We start from the raw sequence: 16,620 nt of genomic DNA, 5'->3' as shown, positions 1-16,620 counted from the left end.
TTATGAGAGAAGATACTAGTTTATTTATTTTTAGTTATTAGAGAAAGGCTGTTGTCCAACCAAAGTAGAACTTAATTCATTCATTTTCTTTTTAGCCAACCGCAATGCAATATGCAATGGTTCTGGCATCTTATGAGGGTATTGAATACATTTCTTGGCAATGTCGCGTGCGGTGTCAAAAGAAATTTTGTGACCAGGCGTGATATAGAGTAGATTACTGTGTTCTCGTGGAAAGAGGGTATGTCCGCAGAGTTGACCATTGAGAATAAGATCGTCTTGTTCGATGGTCCCAAGTGCAAGATAATCTGCAACGCCAAGAGTAGGAATGTTGAGCACTAATCCTAAATGCGACGCAACGCCAATGTTGCGGGGGTGTAAGATGCCGTAACCTTTGACTAAAAGAAGATCAGGTTCTTGTTCTAATTGATTATATGCTTCAATAATTGCAGGCATTTCTCGGTAGGCAAGAAATTCTGCTTTGGGGGGAAGGGGATTGTGAAGTGTATATGTTTTTTCCTCGAGCACGTTCATGGAAGGGAATTCGCAGACAACGATGATTGCGAGAAGTTTGTTGGGTAAGGAGATCGTGGTTGCTGCACCGACTTTGGTAATAGATTCTGGCAATTGGTCTTCTATGATGAGCTTTCTATTGAGACGTTCTTGTTCTCGTTTGAGTTCAACTAGATCGAATTGTTCACCCATTTTTCTTTTCGGAATTCTGGATTAATAAGAGGTTTATTAATCTTTGGTTTTGTTGTCACTAAGAAGTGAGAATATTTGCAAAAGCTTTAAAAATAGTAGGATAAAGTAGGATAAAGTAGGATAGTATACACTTTTGAGAATACATAGCGTCCAAAGGTGAGGGTTGAGAGAGTAAACATCAGAAGAGTTCAAGGGGAGGCTCCATCCGGGACCTGAACGATAGAAGCAATACGATATTGATAACCCGAAAGACGCTATGTAAAACCAAATCACCACTAAACATGAAAGCAAAAATAAGCATTACTGTTGATGAAGCGACGTTGCGTAAAGTAGACGAAGGAATATTGACTGGTCGATTCCGCAGCACGTCTCATGCGTTGGAGTATGCATTGAGAAAGATGTTGGAAGAGGAAGGTGATGGGAAATGAGCTCGCTGGACCCAATAATAGTTATATTAGGCTTCCAACCACCTCAAATTTTGGGTTATACTCACGTTGGACCGATTAATCGAGGAGCAAACGGGATTGTCTATCGATATACTAACGACAGTACCGGTCGACCGGTTGCAGTGAAAGTTTTAGACCCGCAGGAACGAGCTAAAGAGATTCTCGAACAACGCGGCCTTTCACAGGAGGACGCATTTAGGCGGGAAGCATTAGGTGGTTTTGGACAAACACTTGAGGGTCTTGTTTCTTTCTTTCCGGGACGCAGTCTTGATGGCACTAATTATCTTATGATGGAACTTGTTGATCGTACTCTTTATGAGCGTATGCAAGAAGACAAGCCATTCTCTCTTGACGAAGTTATACGGGTTGCTCGAAGTGGAGCACGGGGCTTGCGAAACTTGCATAAAGTTGTTGGATTAGAACATGGAGATTATCATCCTGGAAACTTAGGATTAACTAGTGAAGGAGATGTTAAACTTCTTGATTTTGGAACTGCCACAGCAGGGTACGCAACGCGTATTGGCGGTGGCAATAAATTAACTCGCGCGCCTGAACGATTTAATGATGATGGAGTAAAACTTACTACTAAGATGGATGTCTGGTCTTTTGGATCAGTGCTGTACAAAATGTTTACAGGCAAGTATGTACTAGAAAAAGAATTGACTGATCCCCAGGGAGAATTTAAACCAAATGCAACTGAGTTAGTGAATCTTCTCTATCAGAGTCCAGGAGTTTGGAATGGATTAGTGTATGATAAAATCGAAAATAGTAATACACCCATCCCGAAGGCATTTAGAAAGTTGTTACATAGATGTCTTGTTCATGAAGACTCCCGTCTTAACGATGGTGAAGAACTTGTTAAAGAAGTCGAGAAAGCGGTACGAAAGTATGAAGTATCAAGACCTTTATCAAGAGTTATACGTTGGGGTACGACGGTTGCTGTAACTACCGCCATAGGATTAAGCGCCAGCACATATATTATAAAAACGGAAGACCAAGAGAAGAAAATTGATTACGAACAAAAGATGCGTATAGCTCGCATGTATGCTGGTGGTGAAAGAACAAGCGGCGATATTCATGAGCACACACAATTAGCAAAAATTGAAGGACTCTCGTATTTATTTAATGATAAGAAAACGATGTATGCAGCTTTTTACAACCCTGATCTTGTCTCAAAGATTGTTAGAAAAAACGGGACAACTTCCTGGAACAAGATAAATGGGGATATTATAGATGCAGATATGCTTACATATAATTTTGCATACTCTGCAGACGATCCACCAATGGATAATTGGATGATGTCCATAAAGTATGAACAAGAGAAGAGGACAGTACAAGAATGGAAATTACGCGGGTTCGACTTTCAAAAACATTGTCAAGATTTAGTATGGAATTATCGAATTGCAAATGCAGAACGTGAAGATAATATGAAAAAGGGAATGGAAGAAGGCGATTGGAGAGTAAAAGAAAATCAAACAAGGATGCACAATGCTAGTTGGCCTCTTGTGCAACTTCTTCATAGTTCAGTCCCAAATGTATATGATGTGCTTGAGAAAGGATCATTTCAAGACCAGATGAAGCTTTGTGAAGGATTGCCCACAGGCGCCCCACCAGCTAATCCTTTCTCTGGACTTAATGATAGTTTGAAGCTGTTGGAAAAATATCATATTAAATAGATTAAATTATATTTTTCCTCTTCTCATCCACCAAGATAGAATGAACCGGACTGATACCTACCTGCATTAAACGACAGATTTGTTGAAGATAGCCCAGAATCACTTTATTAGGATTGTTGGCACTTTCTAACTGTTTAAAGATTAGATGCTGAATTTGTATTCTTTCTTTTCGACGTTCTACAAGATGTTCTTCTTTCTTCTCAAAATAGGCTTTGTAGAAAAAATCGAAATAGAGCTCAAGATGACTCAGCAAGTGTAACGTCTCTTTATGCACTTTCTGTTTATGTTCTTTGTAATACCCATACATGTAATAATACGCATGCTGAATATGCATCAAGAAAGTTAACAATTCCCAAACCAGATGAGGTGTTTCGCCCATATCAATTCCTTTGGAGATCAGACGACGACAAAAGAAAATATGGCGATCAAGCGAGGCGCGTAAATCTTCGAGCTCATCTGCTTTGAGCTCTTTGTGTGCTGTAAAATCTTCTCTTACTAATTCTTGTGTTTCTTTTATTTGTAAAAAAACACGACGAAGTAAAACCTGAAATTTTTCGTCAGTTGGTTCAGTAATACTTTCAATAATACAAGAGGTTACAGTTTTCTTGGTAATTTCAAAACCGAGAAGGTTTTGCGAAACAATATGTTGGATGCGTTTGAGAGAGGAACTTTCCGTAAAATTAATTGTAATCTTATCAAAACCAACCCGATAGAGATGACTTAATTGAGAATAAATTGCTTTCTTGTCAGCCTCGTCATGTAGAGTTATTGTTATGGAAGGATGTTGTTTGACGGGTGGCTTGATCAATAGGTTGTGATGTACTTCTTCAACATCAAGCTCGATTCCCGGAGAAATGTGACTCTTTTTAATCCACTCACTAGGCAGAGAGATTACTAGTGTAGACGGTCCGAGTTTTACGACTTTACGTTTCATGTATTGATTATATTGGTGTTTCTTTTTAAAATTTACTTCAAAATATTAATAATATATATTTATATCAAAAATATAAGCATAACTATATTTTTTACAATTATTAGTCACTACGTAATTAATACAGGTGACAACTATGAAAAAATTATTATCCATATTTAGTGTACTCGTGATAGCGATGTTTCTTATTGCTGGTTGCTCTTCAGAACAGCCGACAGGAAATGTTGTGAAAAGCCAACCAACGACACAAGCTGCTGCCCAAGGCGATATTAAAGTAGGCTGGATTGGCCCATTGACTGGTGAAGCTGCTTCATTTGGACAAAATGCACTCGCCGCTGCAACTCTTGCTGTGAATGAAATTAACGCCGCTGGCGGTATTAATGGCCGTAAATTGGTCTTGATTGCAGAAGATGATTCTTGTAGTGCGGCTGGCGTTGCTGCTATGCAAAAACTTGTCAATGTTAATAATGTTGATGTCATCGCAGGACCTGTTTGTTCTGCATCTGCTGGACCTGCTCTTCCAGTTGCTGTGCAAGCAGGAACACCCGTCATGATGTTTACTGCATCTGCTCCAGGATTAACTGCGCTTGGCGATCGTGTGTTTCGCGTCTATCCATCAGATAGCTTCCAAGGTAAGGAAGCAGCAAACTTCATGTACAACACTCTTGGAACTAAGAAAGTTGCCATTGTTTATGCCCAAAATGAATGGGGCCAAGGAATTCAAAAAGTGTTCAAACAACAATTTGAAAGTCTTGGAGGCGAGATTGTCTATGAAGGTGGTGTAACTCAAGATAGTATTGACTTTCGCACAGATCTAGCTAAAGTGAAAAATAGCGGTGCACTTGCAATCTTTGCTCCACTTCATCCTGCCCAAGGAGTTAGTTTTGTTAAACAAACCCACGAAGCCGGATTACAACTCCCTCTGCTTGGAGGCGATGCTTGGAGTGGCGACGAATTCATTAAAAGTGGCCAAACTAACGGTGCACTCTACATGCTTGCAAAATCTGACGTACCTGAAACACTTACGCAAAAAATTCACACCCTCAAAGGATTTGAAAACTTGGAAGTAGGATTCGTTGCACCATTTGCCTATGATTCTGTCAAAGTGATGGCACTTGCTATGCAAAAAGCGGGCACAGACAAAGCAAAGATTGTTCAAGAATTGTATAAAACTTCGTACAAAGGTGTCAGTTCTCCGACAATTGAATTTGATAGTCAAGGAGATTTGAAATATGCTGTATTCGAAGTAAAGCAAGTTGAGAATAATCAGGCTGTGGCGTATCGGTAAGTTTTGATTTTTTTAGTTTTTTTCTTTTTAATATCTGGTGGTGAAAGGTGTTTTGGAGAATATTATGTATGATGCACAATTTACACAAACAATCCTTGAACGCCTTGGATGCGCTGATTTAGAAGGTAAAAATGACGAAGTAGTTGCTACAATGCACTTACCACTCACACAATTGTATACTTTTGGAGTAGAGAGTAATGGAGTTGTTGATTTTAAGAAGCAGGAGACAGGATCGAGAAGAACAATTCGACGAGAATTAACGCCTGAGCACGTTGTTGCATACAAAGAAAATCTCGAAGTTAGACTCAGACATTATCAACGCTTAGTTGAAAGGAATAAGTTGGTAAACTCGCACTATGAGACCCCTACGTTTGGAGTAGACGATGCAGCCACGATGGCACAAGAGGCATTGTTTGGATCTTTTTCTAAGGTAAGACAGAGTTACCAGCAGAAACAGTAGGGGATGAAGATGCGAGAATTATCTGAAACATCACAAGCAATTGCTCGATACTTAGTAGAATATGGCACCAATGAATTTACTTTAGATGGTTCTCAGACAGAAGGCTTTCCAGGACATTACACGGTTAAAACTTTATTTAATGATGGTAGAAAATTAAGAGCTTATTTTTGTGATATCAATAATGCAGGTGTCGAGAGACCAATGCGAAATTCAAGATTAGAAATATCTCTAGATCCCGTCAAAGAAGACCAATGGGGTTTTCAAACTCAGGAAAATGGCCTTACGGGAAGATTTGAATCTCTTCGTGTTTCAAGAGGAAAAGACATTTGGAAGACTTTTCTAAGTAGACATGATGGTGATGCGACCCGAGATCGTGTACAGAAAATCTACTCTCACTTTATGGAAAGCGTTTACGCGAAACTAACTGGAAAAACTCGATTCTTCGATGTTTTAGAAGATGATTTTTTGAGATTGGAGGAGAGATAATGACAATCATAGAACCTACACTGCAAGACGTTGTACAATATGCAAACAGTAAAGTTAGTGAATATAGGCAACTCAACCAACAGTATTATGACCCTCAAGCACCACAACGTGAAGTTCTTGATTCCAGAATTGATAATGTAGGACGTTTCTTCTCAAAAGTAAATGGAATTGAATGGAATATAGTTGAATTTGGACATTTTTCTGCCCAATATTTCCATAGGCAGTTTGTACCTGAGATGGAAGATTCTAATCCTTCTAGATCGCTTGTGGATCTTGCATGCAGATTTGGTGGTGATGGATCGTATGTTCTTGAACTGTCACAGGAATACCAAAACAATAGTATAGATGGAACACTAGCAGGTGATGGAAAACAGAGCATCTTTTTATCCCTACATTCAAGAAGAAAACATAGACTTATTTTTGGAGTTACGCAGGATGGAAAATACAGTGCTCAATCTAATCTTTCTGTTGTTCAGGCTGATAGTATTCTAAGACTATTTTTTGAAGATATTTTAGGAGGCAGACCATAATGGAATACCCAGAACATACCATTGTAAGAATTCATGATCGTGTTGTCGAAGCACTTACTGAGGATATTTACCGAACACATATTGGCAGATTTTTCATCACAGAAGTTGACGGTAGATTTAGCATTGGGACGTTTCGCAATGGGAGAAGGTTGTTTCTACACGAACCTTCCATAAAACGCTATGAATTACGATGTGATTTTGCAGAGCGAGATGTAATCCCCGATCTTGGCCAGGATCCAGATCGTTTAATCTTAAAATATACTTACGGCCCTAATCAAAGTCAGCTTGAACGACTATTCTATGCTAGTGTAGGGTATAAACGTCAGACTCAAGAAGGTCTTATCCCCCTCGAAGAGATAGAATATGATCTGAGAGAATATGACATGATTGAATTTGAGATGATTAACCGAAAAACTATCGGCATCAACTCAAAAAGAGGACAATTTACTGAAGAGACTTTTCGTTGGGTGTATGAGGCATTGGGAGGGAAGAAATGAACATCCTACCCTCATTACATTTTAGGTTTTGTGAACTGGGAAAATAATTCTTGTAAAATGTCCATTGATTCTCTCGTCACCCAAACCGAACGCAAATACAAAAAGATCGATCGGCTTGCAAGTATTAGCTATTCATTAGCAATAGGCGTTCCCCTAGACTTATACTCTGGTTTATCAATCACAGGAATGCTGGCTTCACGCTCACAAAGCTTTGGAGTCAATTACGCGACAGGACGTTATTATGGCAAATGGCAAGATCATTGGTATCATCAATTTGGAGCTGTGAAGGACGCTTCGTATCGTTTCCTACGAGAACGTGCTGCAGATCTCATTGCGTTTAATACGTTTCAAACTCCGTTTTATGCAGGAATTGTCGCCATTGCCGACTATATCACCACTGGTGAAGTTCATCGTGAAAAAGTTGAGAACTCTATTGAATCAGCAGGGATGCTTTCTATTTGGATGGCCCCCACCTATAACCTCTGGATAAACTTCTGCCGAAAACGAGCGGGATTGAAGACCTCAGTTGAATTGGCACAAGAGAACCCCCACAAATAGTAAACGAAAAAAGTCTTAACGCCATTTCGTTTACTATATAGTAAATGCAGGATTTTATCCAAAATGTCAATGCATTTACTAAAATAATATAAAGCACTTCTTCTCATTAATAATTTATGAAAGCTATCTATATATTAAGTATCGTAGCACTGACTCTATTATTAACATCATGTGGTGAAACTATGAAAAATCGACACGCTATTTTTGAAACGTCCCTTGGGACAATAACTCTAGAACTGGCTGAAGATAAGATGCCCGTTACAACAGCAAACTTCATCAAGCTTGCCCAATCTGGATTTTATGATGGAACTCGTTTTCATAGAGTGATTGGTCCTGCTAAAGCACCCCCGAATGGATTTATGATTCAAGGAGGAGATCCTCTTTCCAAGGACCCCACTAAACAAGGTCGATGGGGAACGGGCGGACCTGGATACAATATCAAAGATGAGTTTCATAAAGAAATGAAAAATGTTCGTGGAACGATTGCTATGGCAAATGCTGGACCCAATACTGGTGGCAGCCAATTCTTTATCAATATCGCAGATAACAATTATCTAGATCGTATGCATCCAGTGTTTGGCAATGTAACTGGCGGTATGGATGTTGTTAACGCCATTGCTACTGTTAAGACAAACAGCCAAGATCGACCATTAGAAGATGTGGTGGTGTTAAAAGTGCGTATCGAATAAATTTTTCTTTGTTTTAACTTTTTCTTTATGGTTAGCATCTTTCGGATATATTGATGCTTGAAAAAGTAGATTTTAAATAAACCAAAATAGTTCTGTGTTTTATGCCTGAGTACTATCTTAAAACAAAGAAGATTGCAAAAGAAGTAGGATTTGGGAAATTTGAAAGATTTGCCAAAGGGAAAAAAACGCCTTTTTTGATACTTGATCCACAACGAGTAAAGCATAATTTCTTGCAACTGCAAAAAGCGCTTCCTTTTGCTCAGATTTTTTACGCGCTTAAAGCAAACCCACATCCGGCTGTCGTTTCAACTCTGTTAAAACAAAAATGTTCTTTTGATATCGCTTCACGTTATGAATTGGATCAACTTCTTGCTTTTAAAGTTAAACCAGATCGTATTAGCTTTGGTAACACAATTAAAAAAATAGAAGATATACAATATTTCTACAAAAAGGGCATACGTATGTTTGCAACAGATTCTCATTCAGATATGCTTAAGCTGGTTAAATACGCCCCAGGTTCAAGAGTTTTTTTTCGGTTGTTGGTTGATGGTGAGGGGGCAGATTGGCCACTGTCACGTAAATTTGGCGCACATCCCGATATTATTCGAGAACTTGCGCATCATGCCAAAAAGGAAGGTTTGGTTCCCTATGGGTTATCATTTCATGTTGGATCACAGCAGCACGATGTGGAACAATGGGACCAAGCGATTGCGCAATGTAAGTATCTTTTTGAACGTCTTGAGAAAGAAGGCGTTAAATTAGAAATGCTCAATTTAGGAGGAGGGTTGCCCTCGCACTATCTTTCGCAAAGTCCTTCGTTAGAATATTATGGAAAGAAAATTTCTGCATCACTCAAATTTCATTTTGGAAAAAATCTACCACGCATTATTATTGAACCTGGTCGCTACATGGTTGGTACTGCGGGAGTTATTGTAAGCGAAGTCATGTTGATTGCTACAAAATCAAAGTCTATGGGATGTGAATGGATGTATCTTGATGCAGGAGTCTGGAATGGGTTGGATGAATGCGCGGGAGAAGCAATCAAGTATCCCATCATGACAAAATTAGACTCTCGTAAAATGAAAGAGTTTATTCTGGCTGGTCCAACGTGCGATAGTCACGACATTTTATATGAACATTTTCGCTATGAGCTTCCTGCGAATATCAAGGAAGGCGACAAATTGTACTTTTTATCTACAGGTGCATATACTTGGCAGGTAAGTAGTGTGGGATTTAATGGATTTCCACCGTTGAAAGTGTATGTGATGAAATAAAAGGTAATTGAGAAAGCAGAAAGCTATTTATACCCTCTAAATATAGTTCTTCAAAAGAGGTTATTTAGATGTTACGTGAAGAAGATCGTCATTTTCTCTGGTCTATGTACTCAGCAGCAGCGATTATCTTAGCATGGAAAGGCGTATGGGAAGGAATTTATGTTATTCCTGTAGTAAGTGATGTGATTGGTGACCCCTTTGTGTTCTTGTTTATTGGACTGACAATGTTAACATTTTCCGGTCTTGTGTTCAAAGAGTTTGACCCGCTTGGTGGTATGGAGAAAGCATTGGTAACACGATTTGAAGGGATTATGGCTCATCCTCAAAAAAATCAATTTAAAATAAAATATTATGATAAAGTTCAAAAAAAAGAAGTAGAAGTGCCGGCAGTATCGATTAGTCAGTTGGACGAAACCGCTTTAATTGTAGTGCTTCCTACTAAACAGGAATTTTTTATTCCTATTCATCGTGTTAAAAAAATCTTTCAAAATGATAAGATCTATTGGAGGGCATGATGGTCTTACATACTGAGAAAGTGAAGAAGTACTTTTGGTTCCTTTTCGGAGTGATGGGTGTCGTTTTTTTTTGGACAGGACTGTGGGATGGAGTGGGAAACATAGGGTATTTAGCAAACCCATTGGTTAGTTTAGGAGTAGGAGTATTAATGCTAACTCTTTCAAGTTTTATCTTTAAAGATGTTACTCCCCTTGATGAGATTAAACAAGGAGAGATTATTTACGATCGGATACACAGACATCCTTCAAGACAAGAACTTTCTGTCACTTATTTGGATAAAGCTAGCAATAAAATAGTTAATCTACCAGCACATAATCTTAAGAAGCTTGAAAAAGATTTCCTTGTGTTTGTTGGACAGGGCGGAGAAATATTTATACCAGCAAATAGAATTAAAGAGATAACACATAATGGTCAAACCTATTGGAAAGCACCGCAGAGTGCATAAGAAAGCGCTTACGCCGATCATTGCGACGTTTTTACTAGTTTCTTTTGCAGTAGCTGTAGGCGTAGTCGTAATGAATTTAGGAAGTGCTCAAGTAGAAGAAGAAGCGGAATGTCCAGTTGAAGTTGGATTAGCATTAGCCATGGTGAAAGGAAAAGAACATGTTTGTTATGATACAAAGACCAAGACAATACAATTTACCGTTAAAAATGGCAAGAATTCTAAAGTTGAGGGATTGATAGTTAATATTATAGGTGAGGATGGTTCTCAGTCAGAAGATCTTGTTAAAGCAAAGATGCCTAAAGCAGGAACGTATCGAGGTAAAATTGTGTATAATCTTAAAGAAAATGGCGCAGTAGAGCAAATTGAAATCGTGCCAAAAATTACTCCTTTTGATGAAGAACAAATCTGCACGGAACAAGCATTGTTAGTTGAAGAAGTCAAAAACTGCTGAAAATATGTCAAAGAGTTTATATTGTTACTTTAATTAGTGTGATTTATGTCTATAGTCCTCATTGTAGACGATGATCCTGATGTACATGTAATTCTTCCAAGGGTGATTCGAAGGTCTTTTGATTCAAGTATTGATGTTCAATGCGCAAAATCTGCAGAAGAGGGATTGAATTATTTTGGTCAGAGTACTCTTCCAGATCTTGCTTTTGTTGATACAGAAATGCCCATAATGAACGGATATGACGTTTGTCAAAGAGTACGGGAGAAAAAGATACATACCCCAGTTTATGGTATGAGTAATAGCTCAGAGAGAGATCAGTATATCCGACTTTGGCAAAATGCTGGAGCTGCGGGATTTATTCCAAAAAATGTTCTTTATGGCCAATGTGATGAGCAGACAATGATACAATTTATGCGACAATTAAATTTAACTGGAAAAAATGTTTTAGAAGGGTTATTGAGTTTATATTTAGCAAAAAACTAAATTTTAGAGAGAATTCAAGAAAAAATAACAAGACTTCCCAGCGGTGTTTTGATTATTTTTCCATCCCATGTTTCTATTTGCTGTTTAGTATAACGATGAATCGGCCATCCGTCACTAAGAATGAATTTATTATGATGGGTTTCTTTAATAGAGAGTTTAAGCGTTTTGAAATATTCTTGAGCTAATTGTGGCGTCCAAATCTCGCCATATACTGAAATGATAACATGTTTTCCTAACTTTTTCATCATTTCAATGGCTTTGTGTTGATCTGGAATGTAGCCTAGTGTGTGGTTAAGACATACTACATAATCATAATGAGTGAGAGGGGGCGGAGCAGTAATATCTCCATGGATAATCGTTGCAGGGATTTTATGTTGGGAAAGCAGACTTTGGGCTGTAAGAACTAAATCCTGTTCTATTTCTAAGCCGGATAATTCTAAGTCAGGACGTTGTTGATGAAGTCGTAAAAGCCGTGTTCCATCCATGCAGCCTACTTGAAGAACAGATGCATTTTGGGGAAGATGGGAAGTAAGGAATTCCGTTTCGAAGTTGTAATTGTCGCGATGGAGTGTAGGAAGTTGTTCTAACACGTCGCATTCGATATAATTGTCTTTAGTTACCATCCTGTACCTCTTCTCTACCTACTCTGAGATATTTTCATAACTTTTGCATATTCTTCAGAGATGACTTTTTTCATATCATCAACTGTTTGTATACCCTTGACAAATCGCCCCTGTGGCCAGACGCACATCACACCACCTTCAGGATTACAGAAGCCAAGACAACTTACTTTAGTAACATAGACTTGATTTGTCCACCCTTGTGTACGCGTCCATTGCTTAACTTCTTTGTACATTTCTGTGGATATAGTAGGACCACAACTAGGCTTAGGATCGTTGGGTTGTCCAGTACGATCATTCACACAGATGAACACATGCATGCGCGGTTTGAATGGAAGGTCTTGCATAAATGGAGAATATTTTAGTTTACTTTTAATAATTACTACTTTAAATCAACTCAAGTGACCCATATCGTTCTTCCTTCCTCTGTCAAAGAAATTCGACCACCGCCGGTCAATAGACCGGACGGCATGCTCGCTTCGCTCGGGTCGAATTTCTGACCCTGCTAATTCCAAGCAATGTTAGAATTGCAGTAAACCACTTGTGAATACACAAGTGGAATTAGCAGATTAAAGAATTCAACAACAAGAGGAGGTATTTTTTTGATCTCTAGATTAGGAAACGACGTTATTTTTGAATACGTCTAAGACTGAAAATAAGATTTGGTGTAATAAGGATAAATTTCAAAGAAAACTTTATATATAATAAGTTATATTATGAGTTATATATGGAAACAATATCAAAAACTCGTAAAATCGGCGGATCATTAATGGTTACTATCCCACGAGAAATAGTTGAAGAAGAAGGATTAGTGGAGAATCAAACGGTTAAAATAGAAATTCGAAAACTAGCAAAAAGTGGATTTGGCTTATGCAAGGGAATGGGTTCTTTTTCTAAAGAATCAAAATTGAGGGGACAGTTAGAATGACTTCATTTGTGGTAGATGCAAGTGCCTGGGTTGAGTATTTTAATGGAAGTAAAAAAGGTGAAAAAGTCAAATCTATCCTAGAAAATGATGAGAATAAGATTTATACTAACATAATCACCATTGCAGAATTAAGTAGCTTTTTTGAGAAAAAAGAGATGAATTTTAGCGAAGCGAGAAAAATTATATTATCTATCTCTTCTATTTATACCATGGATGTCAAATTTGCAGAAGAAGTGGGGAAAATCCATACCAAAATACGTAAGGAAAGAACTAAGTTTGGCCTAGCTGATGCTTTTGTTTTACACACAGCTCAAGTCTTATCTGCAATGGCAGTTACAGCTGATGAAGATTTTAGGGGTTTTAGTGAAGTCTTAATGATACGATAAGTTCTGAAAAGTCGCAGAGAATAAATGGTAGTCACTTTTTTTGTGTTGATTTTCTGTTCGTAACCAAAGCTTTTCATTACTAAAGCACTCTCTTTCTTATCATAAAAAATCCACCAATGACTAATGAAAGTATCAATAATACGCAATAATCACTCCATTCTGGCGCAGCAGAAGCAGGACCAATGTTAACAATTCGAACACTACTTAACGTTCCGCTTCCAGTATTATTGGTCGCGCTGACAAAATAATTATAGGGGCCATTCTGTAATCCGTCTGTCACGTTATAGGCCTGATTGATATACAACTCCCAGGCATTGGAGTTATACTTTCGAAGATTGCCAGCATACAACCCATAAATCTCAGTATCACTTACGCTCTTGTTAAAAACTCGTATCTCATCTATCAGACCACCAAACTGCTCGCCTCCTAGCTGCCGTTGTGACCAGCCGATTTGGATCAGAACCGTTGTATCAGGTGTCGTACTTAGCGCCGAAAGACTAAAAGACTGTTTCTCGCCGTTCAGCCAGATAGCCAACGAGGGATTGGTATAGTTTCCTGAGACAATAATAGCAAAAAAATTCCAGATGTTGGCTGTGTACGGCGTAGTATGAGTTTGCATTTGCCAACCTCCGTTTGAAGTGGATGTAAAATAATTCACTTTGTCGCTATCGAGGCGCACTAATTTTACTAGTTGATGGCTTCCCACGCTTTTGTATTGAGAAAAAATTGTAGGGTTGCCATTTGCTCCGTTCTCATTAAACCAGCCAGTAATGGTCATGTTTACTTGGAGCTGGGCAAAATTAGTATCTGTACTAAGATTCACATAATCATCATTTCCATCGAAATTAAATGCCCCGCTATACTTCCCATTCCCGTTCGCTAAAAGCCCGCCGTACGCTGTTGCGTTATTTCCATACCTGCTCATATCAACAACATAGGTATCATTCTCCCCCAAACCACTCGCATTATCAAAATTCAACATTAAAACCAAGCTGTCATTATAATATTCATAACTCTCATTACTTCCATTAAAAGAATACGTTACTGACCCTAGATTCGCTTCCGTAATGGTTGTATTCACGATAAAAGACGTATTCGAACCAGTGCATGCATTATTACTTGGAGTTGGATTAACAAAAGTGATGTCAGGCACTGCAAAAGCAAGAGGAGTTAAAAACAAGAGCATAACCAGAATGATCTAGCCTCTCTTTTCATCAATTATAAGAATAATTTAGGGGATTTAAACGTTTCGAGGGATCTATCCTTTTACAAGCAATTCCTTCAGCGGCATAAACTCTTTTCGTTGTCTTATTTTTTCGCAATAGTACTTGCCTTCTTTCCAGTATACTTTGTAACAACCGACACCTTTTTTTGATGTAATCACGCGATACCAATCACCAACTATTTCAAAGGCGGCACAGCTATCAAATGCAATGGCAACACCAGTATGATGTTGCATCATTTTCTTCAAAAATGGCTTGCGGTCTTTTTCGTTGTCGTAATGAGGACAACCTACTGCGTTAACAAGATTAAGCCCTTTAACGAGGATTAATGGTGCTTTTTTGTTGTGGTCACGCCAAGAATCAGAGTTGCCTTGGTTATACCAACAAATCGAACCGGCACTTAAGCCACATAATACAATGTTTTTTTCGTAGGCTTTGTGAAGAAGTTTGTCAACACCAAACTTACGCCAAGTCTTCATCATATTAAGGGTGTTTCCACCACCAACATAGATAATATCGGCGTTTAAAATCATCTTTTCTATCTCAATATGTTTATACTTTGCATCGTAGAGAAGTAATGATTTGACATCGCATCCTAAGCGTTTTTCGTAATGATTATGAAATGCTTCAACGTATTCAGCAGAATCATGAGTTGCAGTAGGGATAAAAAGCACTTTGGGTTTCTTTTTACCAGAAAGGTTGATAATCTCTTGATCGATTTTGGTAGTTTGAGGAGTACGTCGAAAGCCAATTGAACCCCCACCTATGGAGACTATTTTACCCATGAGAGAGACAATACTGTTTTAATTTATATATCTTGGGATAGTTATTTTCAAATTCTTTTGTCTGTAAAATTGAAACAATCTTAATAAATTGGGTGATGAATTAGAAAAAAATGAATTATTCTCTTCCAACTGCATTACTGTTCACTACTACGGCTACTGTGACTTTGAACACCGCGTCTGCGCAAACGTATGAACCAAAACAACCTTATCATTTTATGGCAGTATTAGGGGCAGATACGCCGCTAAATGGTGAGGGAACATTTACGCCGGTTGTACGACTTAATTATTACACAGAATTGGAACAAAGTCCATGGGATCTTTTAATTCAGGCAGATTCGTTAAGTGGTTTTGCGCAATTTCATCACCGAGGTGTGATTGGCACAGGATTAGATGTGCGTATGAATTACATATCATGGGGTAATTATCGGGATTATGAGCACGGTTCTAGAAAAAAAGAGGAAGAAAGTACTGCTCATGAAGCAGGTATGACTACTTTTGTCACGCTAACAACAGGATTATTTGATGCGCGCGCGAGTGTGTTTGGCGCGTATAAGATGTATGATGAAACTTCGGATACCTCGCGAGAGCTTCCAAGCAATCATCTTTTGGTACGACCGCAACTGGATCTTAAATTTAGAGAAATGGATGCAGATCTTATTTTTGGCACTCGTCAGGGATTTGAATTACGACTTCTTGTTGAAGAAGAATTTCGTCCGGGATATCGATCACATTCACCAGAACTTTCAGATTATCAACATACAGTAGGGAGTTTATTTCATGCCCAACTTGGAACTGGACAAAGACTTAATCTCACGGGAGATGTACGATTAGGAGGCGAATGGCATGCAGATGAATATAATGCTTGGAGAGGAGGTTCATTTGTCAGCCCACAAATACCATTTCCAGGAACAAATCTTAATGAAGTTCGAACTCCTTTGTTTTTAGATGCACGTGCAGCGGCAAGCATACTTCTTCATCCTCATTACCGTGTTGGCGCAGGAGTTTGGGGATTAACAACCCAAAGACCCGCAGTAGAAGGAGCAGCCGCACTTGAGATGCCGGTTCAATTAGGGTTAGAAATTAATCTACGAGCTAAAGTAGGTGGAATAGTGCCTTTAGGTATTAATGCAGGGTATGCTCCTTGGATGGAACGCAATGGTAAAGAAGGCGCATGGAATCTATTGGGTTTTGTGGCATTAGGATTTGACAAAATAGAAGCAGCAGGCAAATAGAAGAATTGTGAGAG

23 protein-coding genes are annotated in these 16,620 nt (G+C 38.5%); 17 read left to right on the top strand and 6 right to left on the bottom strand.

All coding sequences use genetic code 11. The features are described from left to right. Positions 1-30: 30 nt before the first annotated feature. Positions 31-702, bottom strand: a complete 672-nt coding sequence (locus HYV86_07890; protein ID MBI2573761.1) for an endonuclease V — start codon at positions 700-702, stop codon at positions 31-33. A 281-nt stretch (positions 703-983) separates the two neighbouring features. Between HYV86_07890 and HYV86_07885 the strand changes: the two genes are divergently transcribed. Next, positions 984-1,130, top strand: coding sequence for a hypothetical protein (locus HYV86_07885; GenBank protein MBI2573760.1), 147 nt, complete (start codon positions 984-986; stop codon positions 1,128-1,130). Next, a complete protein-coding gene (locus HYV86_07880) occupies positions 1,127-2,824 on the top strand; it encodes a protein kinase (protein MBI2573759.1) in 1,698 nt (565 codons plus the stop codon). The genes HYV86_07885 and HYV86_07880 overlap by 4 nt, the downstream gene beginning before the upstream one ends. 1 nt (position 2,825) lies before the next feature. Here HYV86_07880 and HYV86_07875 read toward each other — a convergent pair whose 3' ends face one another. Then, positions 2,826-3,758 (bottom strand): hypothetical protein, encoded by a 933-nt coding sequence (locus HYV86_07875; protein ID MBI2573758.1) that lies wholly within the window; start codon positions 3,756-3,758, stop codon positions 2,826-2,828. 133 nt (positions 3,759-3,891) lie between these two features. On the opposite strand from HYV86_07875, the gene HYV86_07870 reads away from it, so the two are divergent. From HYV86_07870 to HYV86_07815, 12 genes are all read left to right on the top strand, one after another. Beyond that, positions 3,892-5,043 carry an ABC transporter substrate-binding protein gene (locus tag HYV86_07870; GenBank protein MBI2573757.1) on the top strand — a complete coding sequence of 384 codons (1,152 nt, stop codon included), beginning with the start codon at positions 3,892-3,894 and terminating at the stop codon, positions 5,041-5,043. Positions 5,044-5,107: 64 nt separating this feature from the next. Then, positions 5,108-5,503 (top strand): hypothetical protein, encoded by a 396-nt coding sequence (locus HYV86_07865; GenBank protein MBI2573756.1) that lies wholly within the window; start codon positions 5,108-5,110, stop codon positions 5,501-5,503. A 9-nt stretch (positions 5,504-5,512) separates the two neighbouring features. Then, positions 5,513-5,989, top strand: coding sequence for a hypothetical protein (locus tag HYV86_07860; protein ID MBI2573755.1), 477 nt, complete (start codon positions 5,513-5,515; stop codon positions 5,987-5,989). Beyond that, positions 5,989-6,519: a hypothetical protein gene (locus HYV86_07855; protein ID MBI2573754.1), complete on the top strand. Its 531-nt coding sequence runs from the start codon at positions 5,989-5,991 to the stop codon at positions 6,517-6,519. Before HYV86_07860 ends, HYV86_07855 begins: the two co-directional genes overlap by 1 nt. Continuing rightward, positions 6,519-7,016, top strand: coding sequence for a hypothetical protein (locus tag HYV86_07850; GenBank protein MBI2573753.1), 498 nt, complete (start codon positions 6,519-6,521; stop codon positions 7,014-7,016). Before HYV86_07855 ends, HYV86_07850 begins: the two co-directional genes overlap by 1 nt. A gap of 57 nt (positions 7,017-7,073) precedes the next feature. Beyond that, on the top strand, positions 7,074-7,574 hold the full coding sequence (alaE, locus tag HYV86_07845) for an L-alanine exporter AlaE (protein MBI2573752.1): 501 nt from the start codon (positions 7,074-7,076) through the stop codon (positions 7,572-7,574). Positions 7,575-7,690: 116 nt separating this feature from the next. Next, a complete protein-coding gene (locus HYV86_07840) occupies positions 7,691-8,263 on the top strand; it encodes a peptidylprolyl isomerase (protein ID MBI2573751.1) in 573 nt (190 codons plus the stop codon). Between the two features lie 101 nt (positions 8,264-8,364). Next, positions 8,365-9,537, top strand: coding sequence for a type III PLP-dependent enzyme (locus HYV86_07835; GenBank protein ID MBI2573750.1), 1,173 nt, complete (start codon positions 8,365-8,367; stop codon positions 9,535-9,537). A gap of 68 nt (positions 9,538-9,605) precedes the next feature. Next, a complete protein-coding gene (locus HYV86_07830) occupies positions 9,606-10,052 on the top strand; it encodes a DUF504 domain-containing protein (protein MBI2573749.1) in 447 nt (148 codons plus the stop codon). Then, on the top strand, positions 10,049-10,498 hold the full coding sequence (locus HYV86_07825; protein ID MBI2573748.1) for a DUF504 domain-containing protein: 450 nt from the start codon (positions 10,049-10,051) through the stop codon (positions 10,496-10,498). The genes HYV86_07830 and HYV86_07825 overlap by 4 nt, the downstream gene beginning before the upstream one ends. Next, positions 10,461-10,949: a hypothetical protein gene (locus HYV86_07820; GenBank protein MBI2573747.1), complete on the top strand. Its 489-nt coding sequence runs from the start codon at positions 10,461-10,463 to the stop codon at positions 10,947-10,949. The genes HYV86_07825 and HYV86_07820 overlap by 38 nt, the downstream gene beginning before the upstream one ends. Before the next feature lie 45 nt (positions 10,950-10,994). Continuing rightward, positions 10,995-11,432, top strand: a complete 438-nt coding sequence (locus HYV86_07815; protein ID MBI2573746.1) for a response regulator — start codon at positions 10,995-10,997, stop codon at positions 11,430-11,432. A 14-nt stretch (positions 11,433-11,446) separates the two neighbouring features. On the opposite strand, the gene HYV86_07810 is transcribed toward HYV86_07815, so the two are convergent. Next, a complete protein-coding gene (locus tag HYV86_07810) occupies positions 11,447-12,055 on the bottom strand; it encodes a methyltransferase domain-containing protein (protein MBI2573745.1) in 609 nt (202 codons plus the stop codon). A gap of 14 nt (positions 12,056-12,069) precedes the next feature. Beyond that, complete coding sequence (locus HYV86_07805) at positions 12,070-12,399, bottom strand: (2Fe-2S) ferredoxin domain-containing protein (GenBank protein MBI2573744.1); 330 nt, start codon at positions 12,397-12,399, stop codon at positions 12,070-12,072. A 380-nt stretch (positions 12,400-12,779) separates the two neighbouring features. Here HYV86_07805 and HYV86_07800 point away from each other — a divergent pair, with 380 nt between their 5' ends. Both HYV86_07800 and HYV86_07795 read left to right on the top strand, forming a co-directional pair. Next, positions 12,780-12,980 carry an AbrB/MazE/SpoVT family DNA-binding domain-containing protein gene (locus tag HYV86_07800; protein MBI2573743.1) on the top strand — a complete coding sequence of 67 codons (201 nt, stop codon included), beginning with the start codon at positions 12,780-12,782 and terminating at the stop codon, positions 12,978-12,980. Further along, positions 12,977-13,366: a PIN domain-containing protein gene (locus HYV86_07795; GenBank protein MBI2573742.1), complete on the top strand. Its 390-nt coding sequence runs from the start codon at positions 12,977-12,979 to the stop codon at positions 13,364-13,366. Before HYV86_07800 ends, HYV86_07795 begins: the two co-directional genes overlap by 4 nt. A 79-nt stretch (positions 13,367-13,445) precedes the next feature. Here the strand turns inward: HYV86_07795 and HYV86_07790 are convergent, their stop codons facing one another. Both HYV86_07790 and HYV86_07785 read right to left on the bottom strand, forming a co-directional pair. Beyond that, positions 13,446-14,552: a LamG domain-containing protein gene (locus HYV86_07790; protein MBI2573741.1), complete on the bottom strand. Its 1,107-nt coding sequence runs from the start codon at positions 14,550-14,552 to the stop codon at positions 13,446-13,448. A 72-nt stretch (positions 14,553-14,624) separates the two neighbouring features. Then, entirely contained in the window at positions 14,625-15,374 is a 750-nt protein-coding gene (locus HYV86_07785) for a Type 1 glutamine amidotransferase-like domain-containing protein (GenBank protein MBI2573740.1), read from the bottom strand. 110 nt (positions 15,375-15,484) lie between these two features. Between HYV86_07785 and HYV86_07780 the strand changes: the two genes are divergently transcribed. Further along, on the top strand, positions 15,485-16,606 hold the full coding sequence (locus HYV86_07780; GenBank protein MBI2573739.1) for a hypothetical protein: 1,122 nt from the start codon (positions 15,485-15,487) through the stop codon (positions 16,604-16,606). Positions 16,607-16,620: the final 14 nt, after the last annotated feature.

It is taken from the genome of Candidatus Woesearchaeota archaeon (assembly GCA_016188115.1).
In the GTDB taxonomy this organism is placed as follows: domain Archaea; phylum Nanobdellota; class Nanobdellia; order Woesearchaeales; family GW2011-AR9; genus JACPIK01.
The sequence above is the reverse complement of the archived record's forward strand: the minus strand, read 5'-3'. Positions and strand labels throughout refer to the sequence as shown.